The sequence below is a fragment of the Bifidobacterium callitrichos DSM 23973 genome (assembly GCF_000741175.1).
Classification (GTDB): domain Bacteria; phylum Actinomycetota; class Actinomycetes; order Actinomycetales; family Bifidobacteriaceae; genus Bifidobacterium; species Bifidobacterium callitrichos.
In genome coordinates, this window is sequence record NZ_JGYS01000012.1 from 14,053 (window position 1) to 35,413 (window position 21,361).

The window sequence follows — 21,361 nt, forward strand, 5'->3', positions numbered from 1 at the left end:
GGCCGTTGTGCCCGTTCCCGTTCGGAGCCGTCGGACGTTGCCGTCCGGCCGTGAGGAGCTTCGTGCCGGTTCTCCGCTCCATGGTGTCGTCGTGGTCGTTGTGATTGGACAAAGTTGACTTGTTGTCAACTTTTTGGCATCCAATGATCCAAGTATCGCAACACACCATAGACCATGTGTTCGGAACAACGGGGGCAGTGGTGCCGGATTGCCGTGTCGATGGGTAAAGTGTCTAATTTTGGTTGACGCTGGTGATTGGTGAGCGTCATATATTCCCGAGCACAGGGAGGATCTCGGGAAAAAGTGACGCTGACCAATCACCAGCGTCATATATTCCCGAGAGTAGGGGAAATTTCGGGAATTTGTGACGCCAACATTGGGAGAGGGGGATGGGGGCTAGGGTTGAAACACGACGATCCCCGTCGAAATCGTATTCGACGGGGATCGTTGGGATTATCAAGGTTATCAGGCGGTGATGCCGTCACCGGAGGAGGAGCCAGTGGTCAGACCGGTGTCCGAGGAGTTGGAGCTGGAGGAGCTGCTGGAGTCGGAACCGCTGGTATTGCTGTCGCTGCCACCGTTGCTGTTGCCGTCGCCACCGTCGCCACTGTTGCCGCCCTGGCCGCCGCTCGGCGGCTGACCCATCTGGCCGTTCTGGCTGTTGCCGTTGCCATTCGTCGACGAGTCGGAATCGGAGGAACCGCCGGAGGAATTGCCGCCGGGCATCTGGCCGTGACCCATGCCGCCGCCCATGCCGCCCATCTGGCTTGACTGGCCTGCTGTGGAACCGGAATCGCCCGACAGCGCGTTCACCGTGAACCCGCCGGCCACGCCGCCGAGCAGCCCGCACACCAGCGTGACGCCGGCGACGATCGCGATCGCCTTGCCGCTGATCTTCGAGACGATCGCGCCAGCGCCCGCGGCACCCGCACCCGGCGTGCCGAACGTCCCGTTTCCATTGCCTCCGATTCCGGCGCCGCTTCCGCCGGCGAACGGATTGTCGCGATACGGCTGCTGATACGTTTGCCCGTTCTGCTGTGCGACATTGTCGTGGACGGTGCCATAGACGGTACCGTTGGAGACGGGCTCACCGTTGTTGCCGGCAAGAGGAGCGTTGCCAGCCGCACTCGGTGTCCCCTTGGGTGCCCCTTGGGGCTGGGCGGCATACTGCGAAGGAAGTGCGTCGGGCGTTCCCGACGGGGTGTTGGCGGCGATGCCATTGGCGGCGGCGGAGGCTTGCCTGTTCTGGTTCGACGCAACGAGCGGTACTGTCGCCGCCGTTTCGTCGGCCTTTGGGGCTGCGTTCGACGGCAGTACCGTGGTCTGCTGGTCGGGGATCCGCCCCTGTCCCTGACGGGGATCCTTGTTCTGGTTGATGATGTCGCTCATGATTGGTCCTTTCGTGAAGAAGTGGATTGTGAAGCAATGGAGAATAAGAGTTATGCGTGGAAGCGATGGGAGACGCCTGTCGCAGGCCCCCATCGGCTGTTCGGAGTTATTCGGGGATATCTGAATATCGGCGGGCCGGTCAGACCATGGTCCACGAGGTCGAGGTGCCGAACTGCGTGTCGTAGTCCGATCGGTCGATGAGATCGGTGGAGAGCGTCGTGTCGTCACCGGTCGCCGTATCGGGCAGCGTCGTCGAATAGTCGCCGCTCACTGTGACCGTCACCGATCCGGTGCCCTTGACCACGGTCTTGCCGCCGGCCTTGATCGTCACCGTATTGCCGTCGGAGTCGACGATCTTGCCGCCGGATGCCACGTTGAGTGCGGACACGGTCGTGTCATCGGTCACGACCCACGTCGAGGTGCCGTCCACATTCACCGTGATCGGTGCGTCACTCGTCGAATCGGAGGTCGCGCTCGCGTTCTCGGTGATCGAGGCGATGCCCGTCCACGTCGAACCTTCGAGCAGGTTCAGCGTGACCGACGAGATCGTATCGGCCGCAACCGTGCCCTCAAGCGTCTGTCCGCGGCCGGTGAACGACACCGTCGCGCCGTTCGACCCGGCCTGGCCCCAGTTGTTCGAGTCATTGCCGGCCGCCGTGATCAGCGCCGCCTTCGACGAATCGAAGTCGAGCGTCGTGTTCGAGAGCACCACGTCGGCCGTCGTGTTCGTGAAGTAGAACATCGACCCCGATTCGATCGACGATTTCAGCGTCGAATCGGCCGCTTGGAACGTCGCGTGCTCGCCGGTCGAGGCTTCGGCGTCACCGGAGGTCGACTGGTAGATGATCACGCCGTTGGCCACCGGATCGCTCGCCGTTTTGCCGGTGATCGTGCTGGTGAGCGTGGAATCCTTGATGAGGATCGTGTTGAGCCCCTCCATGCCCGCGATCTGCGAGCCCGACGACGTGCCCGTCACGTTCGTAACCTCGACGTCGCCGGTCGAGTACAGCAGCGGCGAACCGGATCCCGCGGTCGACAGCGTGGCGTCGTTCAGGGAGATCGAACCGCCGCCGCGATCGGTCGCGACGGTTGCGGAATGGTCGCCCTTCGTGTCCGCGGTGACCTCGCCGGCAAGGATCGTGCCGCCGTAGGTCGCGTCCAGCGCTCGCGAATTGTCGCCGGTCGTGGCGATCGTCGTGTCGTTCACGAGCGCGGTGCCCGAGTCGGTCGCGAACACGGCGTTCGACCCGGACGAGTCGGCGGTGAGCTTCGAGCTGGAGATCACGGTCTTCGATCCCTCGCCGACGGTCAGGGAGACGGAGTTCGTCCCGTAGAAGTTGTTGTTGTCGGCGTTGTCCGAATCGCCCGACTTGGTGAGCGTGCCGTTCGCGATCGCGAGCGTGCCGCCGTTCTGTGCGAGCGCCGCGTTCTGGTCGGCGTCGGTCGCGGACGTGGTCTCGCCCTTCGATTCGACCGATTCGCCGTCGGCGGTGAGCGCGGCGGTGTACGTGCCGGAGTAGTCGTAGGTCATCGTGTTCGCGCCGCCCATGCCGGTCGGCTGCCCGGTGATCGATGCGTTCGCGCCGTTCGCGCCGCCTGCGCCGGATGACGTCGCGCGGAGCATCGCGGTGCCGGCCGCGCCGCCGCCGAATCCGACGACGAGGGCCGCTGTGGCGGCGATCGCCGCGATCCTGCCGGTCGGGGGTTGGATGGTGCGGACGCGGGTTGCGTCGTTGCGCCGCCGCTTGCCGGTCGCATGCCTGTTATCGCTCATGGTTGTTGCCTTTCGTCGGGGATCCGCGGTGTCGTCCGGCCCCGTGGTGCCGGGCCGTGACGGTGGTCTCGTCTGACCTGCTACGGCTGGCATGACGATCGCTCGTCGACTGTCCCGTCGAATCCTGTCCGCCGCGACGCTTGCGGTGCGACGGACCTCGTTCGTTGCTGGTATTAGTACACCGCCCGTTCCCGGATAGGGCCTTGGGTGACCGTGCACGGGCTCTGAAACCTTCCGACGACCTTTCCGAACGTTCCTTGAACGTTTCCTGAACGCCGAAGCCGATGTGCTCGGCTGAGCGGCAGCGCTGTGGAATCACCGATGAGTAGAGTGGACGCAACAGATCTTGCAGGAATGGAGAACCCGATGTCCACTGAGCATCGACCCGAGAATCCGAGTCGGACCGGCCTGTCCTCGGCCGCGATCGCCGATCTGGCCGCGGATGAGGTCGACGAGACCGTCGACCTCGACGCGAAGCGACTGCCGCTCATCATCCGCATCTACGGCGTGCTCGTGCTGCTCGACGGCCTGGCCACGCTGCCGATCGTCGTATTCGCCTCGATCGACGCGGTCAAGGCGATCATGCGTGGCGAGCTCGCGTTCAACGCGATGAGCCTGACCGCCGACCTGAACGCGCTCGACGCCGTGGTCCTCATCGTCTCGGCGGCCGCGATGATCGTCTTCGGCGTTCTCCTCATCAGAAACCGCCGCCGCTACGCCGCGCGATGGGCGTACGTGCTCATGCCGATCACACTCGCCGAGGGCATGCTCTCGCTTGCGCTCGAGGGACTCGGCCCCAATATCCTGCCGTCCGGCATCCGGATGATCATCCTTGTGGCCGTATCGATCGCGGCCGATCCGTCCCTGATCGAGGAGCGACGACTCCAGCGCGCCCTGAAGCGCATGGAGGATCGCGATGCCTACGAGCAGGCCGTCAGAGCCGGTACGCTCGGCCGCGACCCGTCCGGCAAGGGCTACATCTCCCTCGACTTCTTCAACATCTTCTGGCTGTTCACCGTCGCCTGCGTGTTCGGCCTCGCCATCGAAACCGTCTACCACATGGCGATGTACCACGGCGAGCTACAGGATCGCGCGGGCCTGCTGTGGGGTCCGTTCTCGCCGATCTACGGCTGCGGCGCCGTGCTCGTCACCGTCGCGCTCAACCGATTGTGGAAATCGAATCCGTTCCTCATCTTCTGCGCGTCCGCGGTGATCGGCGGCGCATTCGAATACGCGACCAGCTGGTTCATGGAGGTCGCGTTCGGCATCACCGCGTGGGACTACACCGGCCAGTGGCTGTCGATCGACGGACGCACCTCCGGCAAGTACATGTTCTTCTGGGGACTGATCGGCGTGGCCTGGGTGCGATGGATCCTGCCGCGCCTCCTGCGCCTGATCAATCGCATCCCCTGGAAGGTCCGCTATTCGCTGACCACCGTATGCGCCATCCTCATGGTCGTCGACATCGTCTTCACCCTGATGGCGCTCGACTGCTGGTACGGGCGCATGGCCGGCCTGCCGCAGGACTCCCCGATCACGGCCTGGTTCGCGCGCAACTTCGACAACGATTTCATGTCCGCGCGATTCCAGACCATGACCCTCGACCCCTCCAAGGCCGGCCGTATGTGACGTATGTGATCAGAGTCCGTACTGCTCGCGCGCGAAGCGTTCGAGCGCCGGGATCGAGCGCTTGACCTTCTCCGTGTCGATGCAGTACGCCATGCGGAAGTATCCCGGCACGCCGAAGCTCTCCGACGGCACGAGGATCAGATCGTACTCCTTCGCCTTCATGCAGAACGCGGTCGCATCCTCCTCGAGCGCCTTCGGGAAGATGTAGAACGTGCCGCCCGGGCGCACCACGTCGAAGCCGATCGAGGTCAGCGCGTCGTACAGCAGGTTCATGTTCGTCTCGTACACGCCGAGATCGGAGGTCTCGTCGAGCACCTTCGCGACGCCCAGCTGGATCGAGCTCGGCGGGCAGTTGTGGCCGGTGCCGCGCGAGATCTGGCCCATCATCGGCACGAGCAGCTCCGCGTCCGTGGCACGCGGGTTGACCGCCACGTAGCCGATGCGCTCGCCCGGCAGGGACAGCGACTTCGACCACGAGTAGCAGGTGAGCGTGTTGTCGTAGTACTTCGCCGGGTACGGCTGCGTGGCGCCGTCGAACACGATCTCGCGGTACGGTTCGTCGCTGATCAGGAAGATGTCGTGGCCGTACTCCTCCTGCTTGACGCGCAGAAGGCCCGCGAGCTTGTCGAGCGTCGCGGCCGAGTACACGGCGCCGGACGGGTTGTTCGGCGTGTTGATGAGCACCGCCTGCACACCCGGGTTGAGCGCCGCCTCGAACGCCTCGAAGTTGATCTGGAAGTTTTCGGTGTCGGCCGGGATCACGGTCAGATGCGCGCCCGTGCCCTCCACGTACGGCTGGTATTCGGGGAAGTACGGCGCGAACGTGATGACCTCGTCGCCCGGCTTGGTCACGGCGCGCATCGCGTGCGCCAGTGCGCCCGCCGCGCCCGTGGTCGGGAAGATGTGATTGCCGGTGTAATCCATGTCGAACCGGCGATTGAGCGATTCGGCGATCGCGTCCTTCACACTCGGAATGCCCAGCGACGGCGAGTAGCCATGGATCGCGACCGGATCACCGTGCTCGTACAGGTCGACCATCGTGCGCGAGAAATCGGCCGGCGCAGGCACGCTCGGATTGCCTAGGGAGTAGTCGAACACGTTCTCGTAGCCGATCTCCTTGCCTCGTGCCGTCGCGTATTCGCTTAAGGTGCGGATGACGGATTTGCCGCCCAGCATCGCCTTGTAATGCTCGTTGATCATCGATTACTCCTTTGCCTGATGACAGTTGTCTGATGTCTGATCTGATGTCTGACATGTGACGTCCGATTCATGTGCCTTCTATTCAACCACTTCAACCGCTCGACGTGACGATTCGCTTCCGATGCTTGTCCGCGTTCCCGTGTCCATCCGTGGTCCCGTGGTCCCGTGGTCGTCCGTGGTGCGACGTATCCGACGGCAGATCCGCCGCAAACGGATTCCGCCGCGGGTAAGACGCCCCTCGCCTTAGGCCGCACACGGCGATAGACTCGGGACTGTGGGGGATCTCCGCACGCCACGTTCGCGCGGACATGTCCCCGTAAGTATTGTTGTCAGTCGACTGAAAGGCAATGCAATGGCCGAAGCTACGGCAAACATCGGTGTGATCGGATTGGCCGCGATGGGCTCGAATCTGGCGCGCAATCTGGCGCACCACGGCAATACGGTGGCCCTGTTCAACCGTCACTACTCGCGCACCGAGAAGCTGATGGAGGAGCACGGCTCCGAGGGCGCGTTCGTGCCGGCGAAGACGCTGGAGGAGTTCGCCGCGTCCCTGAAGCGCCCGCGCACCGCGATCATCATGGTCAAGGCCGGCGCCCCGACCGACGCGGTGATCGAGCAGCTCGAGGAGGTCTTCGAGCCGGGCGACATCATCGTCGACGGCGGCAACTCCTTCTTCAAGGACACGATCAAGCGTGAGAAGGCCGTGCGCGCGAAGGGCTTCCACTTCGTCGGCTGCGGCGTGTCCGGCGGTGAGGAGGGCGCGCTCAACGGCCCGTCCCTGATGCCCGGCGGCACCGTGGAATCCTGGAAGACCCTGGGCCCGATCCTCGAGTCGATCGCGGCGAAGGTCAACGGTGAGCCGTGCGTGACGCACATCGGCACCGACGGCGCCGGCCACTTCGTCAAGATGGTGCACAACGGCATCGAGTACGCCGACATGCAGGTCATCGGCGAGGCGTACGACATTCTGCGCCGTGGCCTCGGTATGGACGCCGAGGAGATCGCCGACGTGTTCGACGAGTGGAACAAGGGCGATCTCGACTCCTACCTGATCGAGATCACCGCCGAGGTGCTGCATCACAAGGATGCCGCCACCGGCAAGCCGTTCGTGGACGTGGTCGTCGACCACGCCGGCATGAAGGGCACCGGCACGTGGACCGTGCAGACCGGTCTCGAGTTCGGCTCCCCGGTCGCCTCGATCGGCGAGGCCGTGTTCGCCCGCGCCCTGTCCTCCCATGGCGAGCTGCGTGAGGCCGCCCAGCAGGAGGGTCTGGCCGGTCCGAACAAGACCATCGATCTGGACGGCGAGGATAAGGCCGCGTTCATCGAGGATGTGCGCAAGGCGCTGTTTGCGTCCAAGGTCGTCGCCTACGCCCAGGGCCTCAACGAGATCCAGGACGGTGCGAAGACCTACGGCTGGGACATCAACCTGTCCGAGGTGGCTCGCATCTGGCGTGGCGGCTGCATCATCCGCGCGCAGTTCCTGCTCGATCGCATCACCGAGGCGTTCAAGGGCGACAACCCGCCGGCCTCGCTGCTGTTTGACCCGTACTTCGAGAAGATCATCGGCGAATCGCAGGATGCGTGGCGCCGCGTGATCGTCAAGGCGATCGAGGCCGGTATTCCGACCCCGGTGTTCTCCAGCTCCCTGGCCTACTACGACGGCCTGCGCTCCAAGCGCCTGCCCACCGCCCTGACCCAGTCCCAGCGCGACCTCTTCGGTGCCCACACCTACGGCCGCGTCGACAAGCCGGGCGTGTTCCACACGCTGTGGGCCGAACCGGGCAAGCCGGAAATCGAGGAGTAGCCTCGATTCCCGGCTTGAGGACTGTCCGGTGGACTGTCCGACCGGTTCGGTGGTTGGCGGCTATGCCGCCAACCCAGCATCGGGTCTCGCCGTAAGACAAGTCGGTAATTGTCGATCGAATCGGTTCAGCCGGGGATCGAGGAGCCGCCTCGATTTTTCGGTTTTCGGCTTGAGGACAGTCCTGTGGACCGTCCGACCGGTTCTCGGTGGGTGGCGGCTATACCCGCCACCCCGGCACTGGGAGGGACTCGCCGGAGGAACGCTCGTGAATCTGTGGCACTCGTTGTGGTCACTGCTGTGTATTCAAATGAAAGTGGGCCGTGTGAGCGTGTGGATAGTCTGCGTTGTGGTCGCTGCGTAGAGGCCGGTGCAACATATTCACGAACTCCTGCCACTCAAAGCAATAATCGTCGGAAATCACGTTGAGCGGCACAGACCTCTGCCGCGTAATGCAATTTTCGACGATTTTCTCGTTGAACGGCAGTCGGCTCTCCCCATCGTCTTATCAAGTCAGCGATCTCCATATCCGGGATCGTTGGAAAATAGGCATTTTGACGATACGTCAATTTCTGGAATCATTGTCTTCTGTGCCGTTCAACGTAAAAAACAGTGAAATATGCGTTGAGCGGCACTGATTTCTGCCATGCAACGCAATTCTCATGGTTTTTCGCGTTGAGTGGCAGACAGCAACGCATGAAGTGCAACGAAGAGAGTTGAATTCTGTCACCAACCCTTGCAAGTTCGGTGAGATCGGCCATCACGGATTCTCCCCATGCTCCCGTTTGTTGCTGTGTGGCGATCATCCGAACAACGAAAACGGTTCCATGAACGGCGATCGGTGAGATTGGCCATTCACGGAACCGTTTTCTATATCTTGGATTCTCTCAGCGTCACATATTCCCGAAAATAATCCACCTCCCGGGAATAAGTGACGTTGAGTTTAAGGTAGCGTCATATATTCCCGAGAATAATCCGCTCCGCGGGAATAAGTGACGTTGAGTTGGAGGCAGCGTCACATATTCCCGGGGTGTCGGGTTATTTCGGGAATAAGTGACGCTGAGGAGGAGAGAAGCTCCCCTTGGGGCTGGGCTTATGTCCTCGGGAGGTTATTTGTCCGCGGATTGGGTTGGGTGTTGTGGATTGGGTCTTGGGGCTGTGTCCTCGGGAAACCTAGTGGTCCGTGGTTGGGAGGGGTATCCTCGGGGAACTTTGTCTAGTTCGGGCGAATAGTCCTCGGGAAACCTAGTGGTCTGTGGTTTGGGCTTTGGGCTGTGCCCTGTGTCCTCGGGGAAGCCGGGGACACAGGGCTGGTGCCTATGTCATCGACCGATGGGAGGGAGAGGCAAAAACCCTGAGTTCCGTCAGTCACATCGGCCCGTCACAGCTTGACGACCGTCTCCTCGGTGGAGAACCAGATGAACTCGTCCACGCCACCGGCGAATGACGACGGGTACTCCGGGTCGCCGCCCTTGTCCGCACCCGCGAACACGTGTGCGAGTGATTCGGCCTTGCCGGCACCGGCCGCGAAGAACCACGTACGATGCGATCGCGCGATCAGCGGCGCGGACAGCGAGACGCGCAGCGGCGGCATCTTCGGCGAGTGGCTCACGCCGACGGCAAGACGATCGCGCACCTCGACCTCGTGGTGACCGGACGACGCCGGGAACAGCGAGGCGTAGTGGCCGTCCGGTCCCATGCCGAGGATCATCAGATCGATGACCGGTTCCGGTCCGAGTTCGCGCGTCAGCTCGTCCTCATACGCATGGGCCGCCGCGTCGAGCAACACGTTGTTCTCGGCGTCCGCGGCCGATCGCACGAACTCGTCGGTGGAGGCCGCATCGGCCGTGACCTTCGCGATCTCGTCCGCCGGGCGCACGTCCGGCGCCATTTCGTGGATGTTCGATTCCGGCAGCCTGCCGTCGGCGACCAGCTGGTCGAGCAGCAGTCGTCGGGCCTCAAGCGCGTTGCGATCGGCGGAATCGGACGGCACGAACCGTTCGTCGCTCCACCAGAAGTGGACGCGCGACCAATCGATGGACGCCGCCAGCGGATCGGCAAGCACCAGTCCGAGCGGCTGGGCGGCCGAACCGCCGGAGAGCGCGACGTCGACACGTTCGCGCCGGCTGCCGTCGGGCAGTCGTTCGGCGAGCAGATCCAGCAGCGTCAACGTGAGTCGCTGCGCGCCGGCCTGGATCATCAGATCCTTGTTCGGGTAGACGATGAGTGTGCGGTTAGCCATGGATCAACTCCTATTCCGTGCGATGACGTGCGATTCAGTGACGAATCAGATCCCATCCCTCGTTGATGACCTCGGCGTAGATCTCATCCGGGTCGATGCGACGCAGCTCCTCGGTCAGGCAGTCCTCGATCGTGCGCACCGGCACGGAGATCGGCTGCGGCGTCTGACCGGGCATCGAGATCAGCGCCTGATCCTCGTACGGGCGTTCCAGCGACACCACGCCGTCGGCGCGCGTCAGGTACACGCCAGTGACGGCTTCGGCGTCATCCACGTATTCCACGTCGACCGGCACGCCGAGCTTGAGTCGCAGCCATGCGCACAGGAGATCCATGGGCAGGAACTCCTTCGGGCCACTCACCTTCACGGCGGTGATCGGCAGGTGCGGCGGCTGGTCGAGCATCGAGGCGAGCATCGCGCGCCAGACGGTCAGTCGCGTCCACGACAGGTCGACGTCCTCGGGTGTCCAGTTGCGGCGCAGGCGTTCGATCGTCGCCTCCGGGTTGTTGGAGTGCATCGCGTCGGTGAGACGGCTGCGGGCCATCGCACCCATGAGGTCCTTCGACGGGTTCGACGGGGCGGTGGTCGGCCACCACGCCACGACCGGCACGTCCGGCACGAGCAGCGGGATGACGAGCGTGTCCGGGTGATTGATGAGCCCGTTGCGGGGACGCAGGATGATGATCTCACCCGCGCCGGCGTCCGCGCCGAAGCGCACCTGCGCGTTGAGGTTCGATCCCGCGGGGCCGTCGGTCAGGTCGACCGCCGGATTGTCGGTCTTCTCCATCGCCTTGACATCGTCATCGCCGTTGCCGTTGGCACCGTTGGTGCTGTTGGCCGTCTTGTCCGGCACGATCGCGATCACGCGGCACGGGTGCTCGCGGCTGGCCGCGTTCGCAATGGCGAGCGCGTGCTCCAGATCGGAGTCGTCGGTGGCGATGAGCAGCGTCAGCACGCGGCCGGTCGCCGACTCGCCGCGCTCCTCGTGCAGCTGTTCGATCTTGTGGGCGATTTCGCGCGTACGCGTGTTCGGCATATCGATGATCATGGCATCCTCCAGTGGCGGCCCTCGCGCGCCAGCATCTCGTCGGCCTCGGCCGGACCCCACGTGCCTGCACGGTAGGGCTGCGGCTGACCGAGCGTGGACCAGAAGTCTTCAATCGGATCGAGGATCTCCCAGCTGAGGTTCACCTCTTCGGTGGTCGGGAACAGCGGCGGATCGCCGAGCAGCACGTCGAGGATCAGTCGCTCGTAGGCCTCGGGGGAGTTCTCGGTGAAGGAGCGGCCGTAGCTGAAGTCCATGTTGACGTCGCGGACCTCCATCGTGGAGCCGCCGGGGACCTTCGCGCCGAATCGCATGGTCACGCCCTCGTCCGGCTGGACGCGGATGACGATCGCGTTCTTGCCGAGCTCGCGCACGGCGGTCTGCTCGAACGGCAGGTGCGGCGCGCGCTTGAACACGACGGCGATCTCGGTGACACGCTTGCCGAGGCGCTTGCCGCAGCGCAGGTAGAACGGCACGCCGGCCCAGCGGCGCGTGTCGATGTCCAATTCGATGGCGGCGTACGTCTCCGTGGTCGACTTCGGGTCGATGCCCTTCTCCTCCAGATAGCCGACGACCTCGTGCGAGCCTTGCCAGCCCTTCGCGTACTGGCCGCGGGCGGTGTGCAGCGAAAGGTCCTTGGGCAGACGCACGGCGGAGAGCACCTTGGTCTTCTCCGCCGTCAGGTCCTTGGCGGTGAAGCTCACCGGCTCCTCCATGGCGGTCAGGGCCATGAGCTGGAGCAGGTGGTTCTGGATGACGTCGCGCGCGGCGCCGATGCCGTCGTAGTAGCCGGCGCGGCCGCCGATGCCGATGTCCTCGGCCATCGTGATCTGCACGTGATCGACGTAGTTCGCGTTCCAGATCGGCTCGTACATCGAGTTGGCGAAGCGCAACGCGAGCAGGTTCTGCACGGTCTCCTTGCCGAGGTAGTGGTCGATGCGGAACACCGAGCTCGGATCGAACACCTCGGAGACGACGCGATCGAGCTCCTTGGCGCTGGCGAGGTCATGGCCGAACGGCTTCTCGATGATGACGCGTCGCCACGCGCCCTCACTCGAGCGTGACAGTCCGGAGGCCGCCAGCTGCTTGGCGACGATCGGGAACGCGCGCGGCGGCACGGACATGTAGAACGCGTGATTGCCGCGCGTGCCGCGGTCGCGGTCGAGCTCCTGCACGGTGGCGCTCAGTCGCTCGAACGCCTCCGGGTCGTCGAACGTGCCCTGCACGAAGCGGATGCCGGCGGCGAGGTTCTTCCAGGTCGACTCCTTGAACGGAGTGCGGCAGCGGGCCTTGACCGCGGTCTTGACGAATTCGATGAAATGCTCCTGCGTCCAGTCGCGTCGCGCGAAACCGGTCAGGCCGAAACTTGGCGGCAGCAGACCGCGGTTCGCGAGATCGTACACGGCCGGCAGCAGCTTCTTCTGCGCCAGATCGCCCGTGACACCGAAGATGACCAGACTGCACGGTCCGGCGATGCGGGGCAATCGCAGGTCGCGCGGATCGCGCAACGGATTGATCCATGTGGGTGCTTCACTCATGGTTCTTATCGTAGCCGCGGGCGAGGGGCTTTCGTCAAGGGCGTACCGCGTGGAATGCGTGATTTCGCGCACGCAGGATATAGACCGTGGTTATGACGCGTGTGAACGGTTCAGGCTAAGGCGTGACGCCCCGAATGCCGAGGCCGCTTCATCGGAGCGTGATCAGGGCGATGAGGTTGTTCACGCGGCGGAAGCCATAGGTCATGCGGATGGCGACCTTGATCCGATTGTTGAGCGCCTCGAGTCTTCCGTTCGAGTGGCCCGGCTCGATCGTCCTAAGGTTGTCGGAGCGGCGTCTGATCTTGCGTGAGAGTTCGACGATCTCGGGAATGTGCGAGCGGGACGCCTGGAACACCCAGTGCTTCAATTCGGCCCCGGAGTTCCCTGAGCTACCAAGCCCGGTAGAGCTGTTTCTTGTCGTGTTTGTTGAGTCCCCTGCTCGTTTTGTCCGCCCGTCTCGCGGGACTCAGCGCGAGAATCGCGGGAAATCGCGCTGAGTCCCATGAATCCGGGGGATTCAATGCGGTTATGGGCGATTTCGTCGCTGAGTCCCACGGCCTGAACGCCCGTTCTACGACCGACTGTCGGTCGTGGAATGGAAATCGTTGGAATTCCGCCGTTTCATGGCGGTGTTGACGGGGCGTTTCCGGTCCGGTGACGGTGCGGGCGGGGGTTGTCGTGGGACTCAGCGTGAAAAACGTGGGGAATCGCGCTGAATCCCACGGATTTGCGGGACTCAGGGACGGAATCGGCCTTGGCTGCACTGAGTCCCTCGCGAGACTGCCGACAACGGACCATGGGGGCGTGCGCAAATGGCGGCTCGACCCGCCAGCAGCCGAAATCCTGGTGGCGTCAGCGGCGCAGGAATGCCGCCACGGTCATAGTCCTGGGCCATCCAACGTAGGCGGGATGTTCACAACGAGATGGGGCGAGCGAACATGTCGAGCCATTCATCAGGGATAGAAATGGGAAAGCCTCGAAACCGTTGGAATGATTGGCTTCGAGGCTTGTTTGTGGTGCCCCCCGTGGGATTCGAACCCACAACCCACGACTTAAAAGGACGCTGCTCTAACCGTTGAGCTAGAGGGGCAACATTGCTAAGATACACGTCGTGACACGACAATTCAAGCCATGAAGTGAAACGGCGTTGCGCGGGGCGCCGACGCGGGGACGCATCAGTCGCCCGTCTTGCCGTGATTGCGATCGCGTTCGCGGGTCAGTTCTCGTATCTCGCGTTCGAGTTCCTCGATGAGCCGTTTCTGGCGGGCGATGATCTCGTCTCGCGGATCGGCAGGCTGTCCGTCGGCTGATTCATCAGCCGATTCGCGAACGGGTTCGTCAACGGGTTCGGCGATCGGTTCGTCTATTTCGTTCGGTTCCTCGTTCGGTTCCTCATTCGACTCATCCGATTCATCCGGTTCGTCCGACTCGCCCGGTTTCTCGTCCGGTTCGCCGGCGATCCGGATGTCCGCCGCCGAAACGCTCGTGTCAGAAGCGCCGTCGCCGTGATCAGCGTCGAAATCGTCCTTCGCGAAAGGGCCCTGCCGAACGAGAATCGAAGCGGGGGGGGTCATTCCGCGGGATGTCGCGCTCGCCGCCTGATTACCGGTCATCACATCACCGCCGTCGATCCCGCCCGACAGCTCCAGCTCCTGCCGCTTCCAGCGCGCGAAGCAGCGTTCGATGCGCTTGTATCCGACCAGTTTCGGGTCGAGTCCGGCCTCGCGGAACAGCGCCGTCGGACTTTCGCCGTGACGGTAGCGTTCGAGGCATGCGCGGCGGAAGTCGTCGGCGTACCTGATCCGCGTCGCACTGGCGCGCGCGACGGCCGGCAACGATTCGAGATAGGCGATCTGCTCCTGAGTGAACGTCATGATCAGTCCCCCTTATCCGTGAGATCTGTGAGATCTGCGAGCCATCCGCGTGCGTCCACGCGCGAGGACTGCGATTTCGCCATTGCCAAGGCCGTCGTCCTAGCGCGTACCAACCTTGCGCATATGATAGCCCTGTCGCCTGATTTCAGCGCACTCGTGTGAATTGCCACGTTCGATGAGACACCATCCGTGAATATCCGTGAACATCCGTGAAAGGGGAAACGAATCATGCATCTGACCGTTTTGGCCTCCGCCGCCTCCGCCATCTCCGCCGTTGACCTGAGGAACGTCGATCTGTCGAATCTCGACCTGTCCGCCGTGGACCGGTTCGTGGTGTGGTATGGCACGCTGCCGCAGGGGGTGCGCACGCTGCTGAGCGTCGCTGTCGGTGCGGCCGTCGCGTACGTGATCTTCAGGATCGTCGTGAAGATCATCAAGGGGGTGATCGTGGCCGTGATCGGTGCGGTGCTGGCGTTCCTGCTGACCACCGTTCCCGGCAACATGATCCTCTCCAACGCCTACGACCGCGTCGAACAGCAGGTGACCACCAGCTTGCAGAGCGTACAACGCTGAAAGCCCGGCCGATCGGGGCCGGGCTTTCGAGAGAGGAGAAGAAAGGAGAAGAAGGAAGTTCAGTTGTTGCGGTCTGTTCGACTGCAATTCCTATATAACCGCATCTTCTTCAACGCTTCATGCGCGTTTCCTGAGAGTTGTATGAGAAGCGCGATGGGGTGCGATTCAGCTCACGAAGACGTGTTCGTCCAGTCGCTTGAGCGCCTCCTCGACGCGCGTGAGCGGCAGCGCGAAGTTCATCCTGACCGTGTGCGATCCACCGAACGGGCGGCCGTCCTGCCAGGCGACGCCGACGTCCCAGCCTTGTCTGAGCAGCTCGTCCATTGTCAGTCCGTGCGTTCGGCACCATCCGGAACAGTCGAGGAACAGCATGTACGTGCCCTGCGGCCGTGCGAGCTCCACGCCCTTGATCGCGTCGAAATACTCGAATCCGGTGCGCAGGTTGTGCGACAGCACCTTGAGCAGCTCGTCGAGCCACGCCTCTCCGTCCTCCGAGTACGCGCCGATGAGCGCGTGCATCGACAGCACGTTCATATGGTTGTATCCCGTGCGTGCGCCGGACGATTCCAGCCGATCGCGCAGGTATCTGTCGTAGACGATGTGATAACTGCCGATCAGTCCGGCCAGATTGAACGTCTTGCTTGGCGCGTAGAGCGCGATCGTGCGATTGCGCGCATCCTCGCTCACCGACTGCGTCGGGATGTGGTGATGCGCGTCGAGGATCAGATCCGACCAGATCTCGTCGGAGATGACCACGCATTCGTTCGCGCGATACACCTCCATCGCCCGCTCGATCTCCTCGCGCTCCCACACGCGGCCGGTCGGATTGTGCGGCGAGCAGAACACGGCGACGTGGATGTTGCCGGCCTTGAGCCTGCGATCCATGTCCTCGTAGTCCATGCGCCACACGCCGTCGGCGTCGCGCTTCAACGGGCTGTGCTCGATGCGGTATCCGGTGCCCTCGATCGCATGCGTGAAGCCGATGTACGTGGGGGAGTGCACGAGAATCGACTCGCCCGGCGCGGCGAACGCGCGCAGCGCCGATACCAATCCGCCGAGCACGCCGTTCTCGTACCCGATGTGTTCGGGCCTGAGCCCCTTCACGTCGTTGCGTCGGGCCTGCCAGTCGATGATCGCGTCGAAGTACTGGTCGGTCGGCTCGAAATAGCCGAACATCGGGTGTTCGAGACGACGTGCGATCGCACGGGTGATGGATGGCGCGGTCGCGAAGTTCATATCCGCGACCCACATCGGAATCGCGTCGAATCCGGGCATCGGCGCTCCCGGCGCCATGCCGTCCCTCCGCCCGATGGCGTCGACGGCCAATGCGTCATGGCCGTGACGTTCGGGAACCGTCGTGAAATCGAACGTGGTGATCAACCGTTCACCCCTCACGCGTAGATGCTACGCGGACGCATGTCGTCAGGCAGGCCCTCCAGCAGCGTCTGGACGGAACCCTCCTCGAACACGGAGCGGATGCCCGCGGCCAGCAGCGGCGCGACGGACAGCACGGTCATATTCGGCAGTCGCTTCTCCTCGGGGATCGGCACGGTGTCCATCAGCACGATCTCCTTCGCGCCGCACTTGGACAGACGCTCGACGGCCGGGCCGGAGAGCAGGCCGTGCGTCGCCACCAGCGTGACGGAGCGGGCGCCGGCCTCGCGCAGCGCGCGCACAGCCTCGCAGATCGTGCCGGCGGTGTCGATCATGTCGTCGACGACCACGCAGTCGCGATCGAGCACGTCGCCGATGATGCCGTGGGCGACCGCATGGTTCGGGCGCGTGATGTCGCGCGTCTTGTGGATGAACGCGAGCGGGACGCCGCCGAGCTTCGCGGCCCAGCGCTCGGACACCTTGATACGGCCGGCATCAGGGGAGACGACGGTGGTGTTCTCCAGCGGCATGTGGTTGCGCACGTAGTCGATGAGCACGGGGGTGGCGGTCAGGTGGTCGACGGGCGCGTCGAAGAAGCCCTGCTCCTGGGCGGCGTGCAGATCGACCGTCATGATGCGGTCGGCGCCAGCGGTGCGGAACAGATCGTAGATGAGACGCGCGGTGATGGGTTCTCGTCCCTGATGCTTCTTGTCCTGACGCGAGTAGCCCATGAACGGTGCGACCACGGTGATCGTGCGGGCGGAGGCACGCTTGAGGGCGTCGATCATGATGAGCTGCTCCATGATCCACTTGTTGATCAGTCCGGAGTGGCATTGCAGCACGAACATGTCGGCGCCGCGCACCGGTTCGGTGAAGCGCACGTACATCTCGCCATTGGCGAAGTCATAGGCCGTGGTCTCAAGCACCTTCGTGCCGAGGCACGCGGCGACCTGATCAGCCAGCTCGGGGTATGCGCGGCCGGTGACCAGCGCCATACGTTTGTCCGGAGTGCCTTCAAGCAGCGACGACATGTTTCGTTTCCGTCCTTCGTGTTTTTCCGCGTACGTAATGTCAGTGTGCCTATATCGGGCCATCGGGTCGGCGCGATGGCGCCGGGCCCTCGAAACAGCTTCTCACCAGTGTACTAGGGGCCTTGGGAAAAGCCCGCGGGCGTTGCGCGTGTGTTCTGTCGCACCGATGCGTTATCTTGGTGAAGTTGTGTTTTGTGGCCCTCGCGGCCGCGGAACAGTAACGCGTAAGCACACTCCTGCCGCGGAAAGTCCGTGGCCGAATAGTCCGAAGGAGGTGGGTGATGTCTGCGCACAAGTACGAACTGATGTTCATCGCCGATCCTGAGCTGGATGAGCGCGGTCTGAAGAAGCTGACCGAGCAGTATCTCGAGCTCGTCACCAAGGAGGGCGCCGTTGTCGATGAGCCCGATTACTGGGGCCGTCGCAAGCTCGCCTACGAGATCGCCGGTAAGACCGAAGGCAACTACGTCGTGGTGACCTACACCGCCGAGCCCGCTGTCAGCGATGAGCTCGACCGTGTCCTCAACCTCAACGAGTCCGTGATCCGTACGAAGATCCTTCGTAAGGACGCCAAGTAAAGCGTAAAGCGTTAGCCCAGCGTTCGCGCTGGATATGGATAAGAAGGTAGCGTCATGGCAGGCGAAACCACGATCACCATCATCGGCAATCTCACCGCGGATCCCGAGCTGCGAACCATCGGTTCCGGCGCGACCGTGGCGAGCTTCACCATCGCGTCGACGCCGCGCACGTACAACCGCCAGTCCGGCCAGTTCGAGGACGGTCAGGCGCTGTTCATGCGTTGCTCCGCGTGGCGTGACCTCGCCGATCACTGCGCGCAGTCCCTGTCCAAGGGCATGCGCGTGATCGCGCAGGGTCGTTTGCAGCAGCGTTCCTATCAGGCGCAGGACGGCTCCAACCGCACCGTCGTGGAGATGACGATCGACGAGATCGGTCCCTCCCTGCGGTACGCCACCGCTCAGGTGACCCGCCAGTCGTCCGGTCAGGGCGGCTTCGTGGGTCGTCAGGGCGGCAACGGCGGATTCGCCGGCAACAACGGCGGATACGGCAACGGCGGCAACGGCGGCTATTCCGGCGGTGCCAGCTACTCCGGTGGCAGCGGCTACCAGGGTGGCGGCGCCTTCGGCGGCGGTCAGCATACCGCTGCACAGGCCCCGTCCGCTCCGGCGCAGAGCCAGGCTCCCGCGGCGGATCCGTGGAGCAGCGACGCCGGCTCCGGCTCGAGCTTCTCGACGTTCGGTGGCTCCTCCGATTTCGGTGGCGGCTCCGACGACGATCCCGAGTTCTGATCCCGGCTCCGGTCCTTTCCGATATCCAGCCAGTCGCATTCGCGCTGGCCAATGATTCTTAACGCACAGGGCGCCATGCGTCCGAAACTTCCAAGCATCACATCGTAAATAAGGAGAACATCATGTCACGCAAGAGGCCGCAACCGCCGGTCAAGCCGTTCAAGAAGAAGCCGAACCCGCTGAAGGCCGCCAAGGTCACCGAGATCGATTACAAGGACGTCGCGCTGCTGCGCAAGTTCATTTCCGATCGCGGCAAGATCCGTTCCCGTCGTATCACCGGTGTGACCGTGCAGGAGCAGCGTGATCTCGCGAAGGCGATCAAGAACGCCCGCGAGATGGCCCTGCTGCCGTACGCCACGTCCGGTCGCTGAGTTAGGAGCTGAAGAACATGGCTGATACCAAGGTTATTCTCACTCAGACCGTTGCCAACCTCGGTCACTCCGGTGACGTCGTCGAGGTCAAGGCCGGTTACGCCCGCAACTTCCTCGTCCCGCAGGGCCTCGCCTTCGCGTGGAACAAGGGTGCCGAGGCCCAGATCGTCGCCATGAAGCGCGCCCGTCTGGCCAAGGCCGTCGCCACCCGCGAGGACGCCGTCGCCGCCAAGGCTGCCATCGAGGCTCCGCCGTCGAGATCACCGCCAAGGTGTCCGAGTCCGGCAAGCTGTTCGGCTCCATCTCCAAGGAAGCCATCGCGATGGCCCTGCTCGACAAGGCTCCGGTCGATCCGAAGTCCATCACCGTCGAGTCCATCAAGACCACCGGTGAGTTCCCGGCTGAGGTCCAGCTCCACCCGGAGATCTCCGCGAAGTTCTTCGTCAAGGTCGTCGCCGAGTGATTGATTCCGGCGAGTCGCTCTCGCGCGCCTGTCGCGTCGAGGCATCGCCGGACCCCATCAGACTGCAGGTCTGAGCTTAAGCACTGAGAACCCCGCTGCATCCGCGCGCGTTAATGCGCACGAGGCAGCGGGGTTCTCGTATATGCACAGGGCGATTTCTCGGCGAGAGAATGACGTTACACCGTGACGGGATTCTCTCGCCAGTATCCTGCGTTGTGTTGAGATGCGCCACTGGTCCGTAAATCAGGGGGTCGCGGACCTGCGGCGGGAGTGCGACACGCCGAAGGTTGCGCTCAGATGAAATGCGTGTATATTAATCACCTGTTGCAAGGAACACTTCAACATCTAACCAATGCCCCTGTAGCTCAGTTGGTTAGAGCAGCTGACTCTTAATCAGCGTGTCCAGGGTTCGAATCCCTGCGGGGGCACAACTAAGGCACCGACCTCAAGTCGGTGCCTTTTTCGTTTACGCTCACTGTTGACGGTGGATCCTGCGGTATCGGACGGGGGCCGGGTGGCGCGACACGCGGGGGAGTGGGCGAGTTGCGTCAAGACCAAAGTCGTGTATATTAGTCACCTGTTGCAAGGAACACTTCAACGTCTAACCAATGCCCCTGTAGCTCAGTTGGTTAGAGCAGCTGACTCTTAATCAGCGTGTCCAGGGTTCGAATCCCTGCGGGGGCACGATCAAGGCACCGAATTCAGATCGGTGCCTTTTCGTTTTGCGGTATGTTCTGTTGGTATCCCAGAAACCCTGCGGAACCCAGTCGGAAGTAGCGATTGCAGCGTTTCGTAAGGGAGGGCTCGGTTCAGCCCTCGGCGTACACTTAGGGCGTTTGCCTGACGCATGTTGCGTCTCCGCCGCATTGTCGTCTTACCAATGCGCTGTACCGCAATCACGACACAAGAGGAAAAGAAGAGCAGTGGAATACTCCCTCATGACCAAATTGGCCGCCGAGTTCTTCGGCACCGCCATTCTGATGATCTTCGGCAACGGCTCCGTGGCCAACGTCGAGCTCAAGAACACCAAGGGCCATCACGCCGGTTGGCTCAACATCGCCATGGGCTACGGCTTCGGTGTGATGTTCCCGGTGCTCATGTTCGGTGCGATCTCCGGCGCGCACATCAACCCGGCTATGACCATCGCACAGGCCGTCAACGGCCTGTTCCCGTGGAGCGACGTGATGCCGTACATCGTCGCCCAGCTGCTGGGCGCCGCTCTCGGCCAGTTCATCGTCTACCTGACCTACTACCCGCACTACAAGGAGACCGAGGATGCGGACGCCATCTTCGCCACCTTCTGCACCAGCGATGCGGACGATAAGAAGGTCAACTACTTCCTCAACGAGATGTTCGGCACGCTCGTGCTCGTCTTCGGCGCCCTGTGCTGCCTGCTGGACCCGTGGGGCGAGAAGGATCCGGCCGCGGCCGCGATCGTCGTCGGCTTCATCGTGTGGGGCCTCGTGACCTCCATGGGCGGCCCGACCGGCCCTGGCCTGAACCCGGCCCGCGACCTCATGCCGCGAGTGCTGCACGCCATCCTGCCGATTCCGTCCAAGGGCTCCTCGCGTTGGGGCGAGGCGTGGATCCCGGTCGTGGCTCCGATCGTCGGCGCGATCATCGGCTGCTGGCTGTTCACCATGTTCTTCGGCTGATCGCCAGTGCGAAGATCCTGATCTCATCGCAACAGCAATGGGAAGGGCTCCGATCCCCGTAAGTGGGACCGGAGCCCTTCCCATTGCTGCTGTAT

Annotated in this window: 17 protein-coding genes, 3 tRNA genes and 1 pseudogene; 10 read left to right on the plus strand and 11 right to left on the minus strand. The window is 63.3% G+C overall.

Going from position 1 to position 21,361, the window contains the following annotated elements; genetic code table 11:
- Nucleotides 1–465 precede the first annotated feature (465 nt).
- Nucleotides 466–1,389 carry a hypothetical protein gene (locus tag BCAL_RS12255; RefSeq protein ID WP_052119299.1) on the minus strand — a complete coding sequence of 308 codons (924 nt, stop codon included), beginning with the start codon at nt 1,387–1,389 and terminating at the stop codon, nt 466–468.
- A 139-nt stretch (nt 1,390–1,528) separates the two neighbouring features.
- Complete coding sequence (locus tag BCAL_RS07485; RefSeq protein WP_238549663.1) at nt 1,529–3,163, minus strand: beta strand repeat-containing protein; 1,635 nt, start codon at nt 3,161–3,163, stop codon at nt 1,529–1,531.
- 366 nt (nt 3,164–3,529) lie between these two features.
- Between BCAL_RS07485 and BCAL_RS07490 the strand changes: the two genes are divergently transcribed.
- Complete coding sequence (locus BCAL_RS07490) at nt 3,530–4,792, plus strand: putative ABC transporter permease (protein WP_081887354.1); 1,263 nt, start codon at nt 3,530–3,532, stop codon at nt 4,790–4,792.
- Nucleotides 4,793–4,801: 9 nt separating this feature from the next.
- On the opposite strand, the gene BCAL_RS07495 is transcribed toward BCAL_RS07490, so the two are convergent.
- Nucleotides 4,802–5,992 (minus strand): pyridoxal phosphate-dependent aminotransferase, encoded by a 1,191-nt coding sequence (locus BCAL_RS07495; protein ID WP_043167366.1) that lies wholly within the window; start codon nt 5,990–5,992, stop codon nt 4,802–4,804.
- 352 nt (nt 5,993–6,344) lie between these two features.
- On the opposite strand from BCAL_RS07495, the gene gndA reads away from it, so the two are divergent.
- Nucleotides 6,345–7,799 (plus strand): NADP-dependent phosphogluconate dehydrogenase, encoded by a 1,455-nt coding sequence (gene gndA, locus BCAL_RS07500; protein WP_043167365.1) that lies wholly within the window; start codon nt 6,345–6,347, stop codon nt 7,797–7,799.
- Nucleotides 7,800–9,177: 1,378 nt separating this feature from the next.
- Here gndA and pgl read toward each other — a convergent pair.
- The 6 genes from pgl to BCAL_RS14085 form a co-directional block, all read right to left on the minus strand.
- On the minus strand, nt 9,178–10,038 hold the full coding sequence (gene pgl, locus BCAL_RS07505; protein WP_043167363.1) for a 6-phosphogluconolactonase: 861 nt from the start codon (nt 10,036–10,038) through the stop codon (nt 9,178–9,180).
- A 34-nt stretch (nt 10,039–10,072) separates the two neighbouring features.
- Complete coding sequence (locus BCAL_RS07510; protein WP_043167361.1) at nt 10,073–11,083, minus strand: glucose-6-phosphate dehydrogenase assembly protein OpcA; 1,011 nt, start codon at nt 11,081–11,083, stop codon at nt 10,073–10,075.
- Nucleotides 11,080–12,618 carry a glucose-6-phosphate dehydrogenase gene (zwf, locus tag BCAL_RS07515; RefSeq protein WP_043167359.1) on the minus strand — a complete coding sequence of 513 codons (1,539 nt, stop codon included), beginning with the start codon at nt 12,616–12,618 and terminating at the stop codon, nt 11,080–11,082. Before zwf ends, BCAL_RS07510 begins: the two co-directional genes overlap by 4 nt.
- A gap of 148 nt (nt 12,619–12,766) precedes the next feature.
- A complete protein-coding gene (locus tag BCAL_RS07520; protein ID WP_052119297.1) occupies nt 12,767–12,985 on the minus strand; it encodes a transposase in 219 nt (72 codons plus the stop codon).
- Between the two features lie 647 nt (nt 12,986–13,632).
- A tRNA-Lys gene (locus BCAL_RS07525) sits at nt 13,633–13,708 on the minus strand.
- Nucleotides 13,709–13,793: 85 nt separating this feature from the next.
- A complete protein-coding gene (locus BCAL_RS14085) occupies nt 13,794–14,492 on the minus strand; it encodes a hypothetical protein (protein ID WP_052119296.1) in 699 nt (232 codons plus the stop codon).
- A 228-nt stretch (nt 14,493–14,720) separates the two neighbouring features.
- Between BCAL_RS14085 and BCAL_RS07535 the strand changes: the two genes are divergently transcribed.
- On the plus strand, nt 14,721–15,065 hold the full coding sequence (locus tag BCAL_RS07535) for a hypothetical protein (protein ID WP_052119295.1): 345 nt from the start codon (nt 14,721–14,723) through the stop codon (nt 15,063–15,065).
- A gap of 165 nt (nt 15,066–15,230) precedes the next feature.
- Here BCAL_RS07535 and BCAL_RS07540 read toward each other — a convergent pair whose 3' ends face one another.
- Together BCAL_RS07540 and BCAL_RS07545 are read right to left on the minus strand one after the other, a co-directional pair.
- Nucleotides 15,231–16,460, minus strand: a complete 1,230-nt coding sequence (locus BCAL_RS07540; protein ID WP_238549664.1) for a MalY/PatB family protein — start codon at nt 16,458–16,460, stop codon at nt 15,231–15,233.
- A complete protein-coding gene (locus tag BCAL_RS07545) occupies nt 16,457–17,470 on the minus strand; it encodes a ribose-phosphate diphosphokinase (RefSeq protein ID WP_043167355.1) in 1,014 nt (337 codons plus the stop codon). Before BCAL_RS07545 ends, BCAL_RS07540 begins: the two co-directional genes overlap by 4 nt.
- 281 nt (nt 17,471–17,751) lie before the next feature.
- Here BCAL_RS07545 and rpsF point away from each other — a divergent pair, with 281 nt between their 5' ends.
- The 7 genes and pseudogenes from rpsF to BCAL_RS07580 all read left to right on the plus strand — a co-directional run bounded on the left by rpsF (nt 17,752) and on the right by BCAL_RS07580 (nt 21,266).
- Nucleotides 17,752–18,048, plus strand: a complete 297-nt coding sequence (rpsF, locus tag BCAL_RS07550; RefSeq protein ID WP_043167353.1) for a 30S ribosomal protein S6 — start codon at nt 17,752–17,754, stop codon at nt 18,046–18,048.
- A 54-nt stretch (nt 18,049–18,102) separates the two neighbouring features.
- Nucleotides 18,103–18,777 carry a single-stranded DNA-binding protein gene (locus BCAL_RS07555; RefSeq protein ID WP_043167351.1) on the plus strand — a complete coding sequence of 225 codons (675 nt, stop codon included), beginning with the start codon at nt 18,103–18,105 and terminating at the stop codon, nt 18,775–18,777.
- Between the two features lie 122 nt (nt 18,778–18,899).
- Nucleotides 18,900–19,148, plus strand: a complete 249-nt coding sequence (gene rpsR / locus BCAL_RS07560) for a 30S ribosomal protein S18 (protein WP_043167349.1) — start codon at nt 18,900–18,902, stop codon at nt 19,146–19,148.
- Between the two features lie 17 nt (nt 19,149–19,165).
- Nucleotides 19,166–19,611 (plus strand): annotated as a pseudogene (gene rplI, locus BCAL_RS07565) (50S ribosomal protein L9).
- A gap of 354 nt (nt 19,612–19,965) precedes the next feature.
- Nucleotides 19,966–20,039 (plus strand) — tRNA-Lys (locus BCAL_RS07570).
- A 182-nt stretch (nt 20,040–20,221) separates the two neighbouring features.
- Nucleotides 20,222–20,295: transfer RNA gene (locus BCAL_RS07575), tRNA-Lys, on the plus strand.
- A gap of 254 nt (nt 20,296–20,549) precedes the next feature.
- On the plus strand, nt 20,550–21,266 hold the full coding sequence (locus BCAL_RS07580; RefSeq protein ID WP_156101970.1) for an MIP/aquaporin family protein: 717 nt from the start codon (nt 20,550–20,552) through the stop codon (nt 21,264–21,266).
- Nucleotides 21,267–21,361: the final 95 nt, after the last annotated feature.

Coding starts and splice junctions, on each gene's coding strand:
- BCAL_RS14085 (WP_052119296.1), bottom strand. CDS start 14,492: ATGACGTTCACTCAGGAGCAGATCGCCTATCTCGAATCGTTGCCGGCC.
- pgl (WP_043167363.1), bottom strand. CDS start 10,038: ATGGCTAACCGCACACTCATCGTCTACCCGAACAAGGATCTGATGATC.
- gndA (WP_043167365.1), top strand. CDS start 6,345: ATGGCCGAAGCTACGGCAAACATCGGTGTGATCGGATTGGCCGCGATG.
- BCAL_RS12255 (WP_052119299.1), bottom strand. CDS start 1,389: ATGAGCGACATCATCAACCAGAACAAGGATCCCCGTCAGGGACAGGGG.
- BCAL_RS07495 (WP_043167366.1), bottom strand. CDS start 5,992: ATGATCAACGAGCATTACAAGGCGATGCTGGGCGGCAAATCCGTCATC.
- rpsF (WP_043167353.1), top strand. CDS start 17,752: ATGTCTGCGCACAAGTACGAACTGATGTTCATCGCCGATCCTGAGCTG.
- zwf (WP_043167359.1), bottom strand. CDS start 12,618: ATGAGTGAAGCACCCACATGGATCAATCCGTTGCGCGATCCGCGCGAC.
- BCAL_RS07535 (WP_052119295.1), top strand. CDS start 14,721: ATGCATCTGACCGTTTTGGCCTCCGCCGCCTCCGCCATCTCCGCCGTT.
- BCAL_RS07555 (WP_043167351.1), top strand. CDS start 18,103: ATGGCAGGCGAAACCACGATCACCATCATCGGCAATCTCACCGCGGAT.
- BCAL_RS07490 (WP_081887354.1), top strand. CDS start 3,530: ATGTCCACTGAGCATCGACCCGAGAATCCGAGTCGGACCGGCCTGTCC.
- BCAL_RS07485 (WP_238549663.1), bottom strand. CDS start 3,163: ATGAGCGATAACAGGCATGCGACCGGCAAGCGGCGGCGCAACGACGCA.
- BCAL_RS07580 (WP_156101970.1), top strand. CDS start 20,550: ATGACCAAATTGGCCGCCGAGTTCTTCGGCACCGCCATTCTGATGATC.
- BCAL_RS07510 (WP_043167361.1), bottom strand. CDS start 11,083: ATGATCATCGATATGCCGAACACGCGTACGCGCGAAATCGCCCACAAG.
- rpsR (WP_043167349.1), top strand. CDS start 18,900: ATGTCACGCAAGAGGCCGCAACCGCCGGTCAAGCCGTTCAAGAAGAAG.
- BCAL_RS07545 (WP_043167355.1), bottom strand. CDS start 17,470: ATGTCGTCGCTGCTTGAAGGCACTCCGGACAAACGTATGGCGCTGGTC.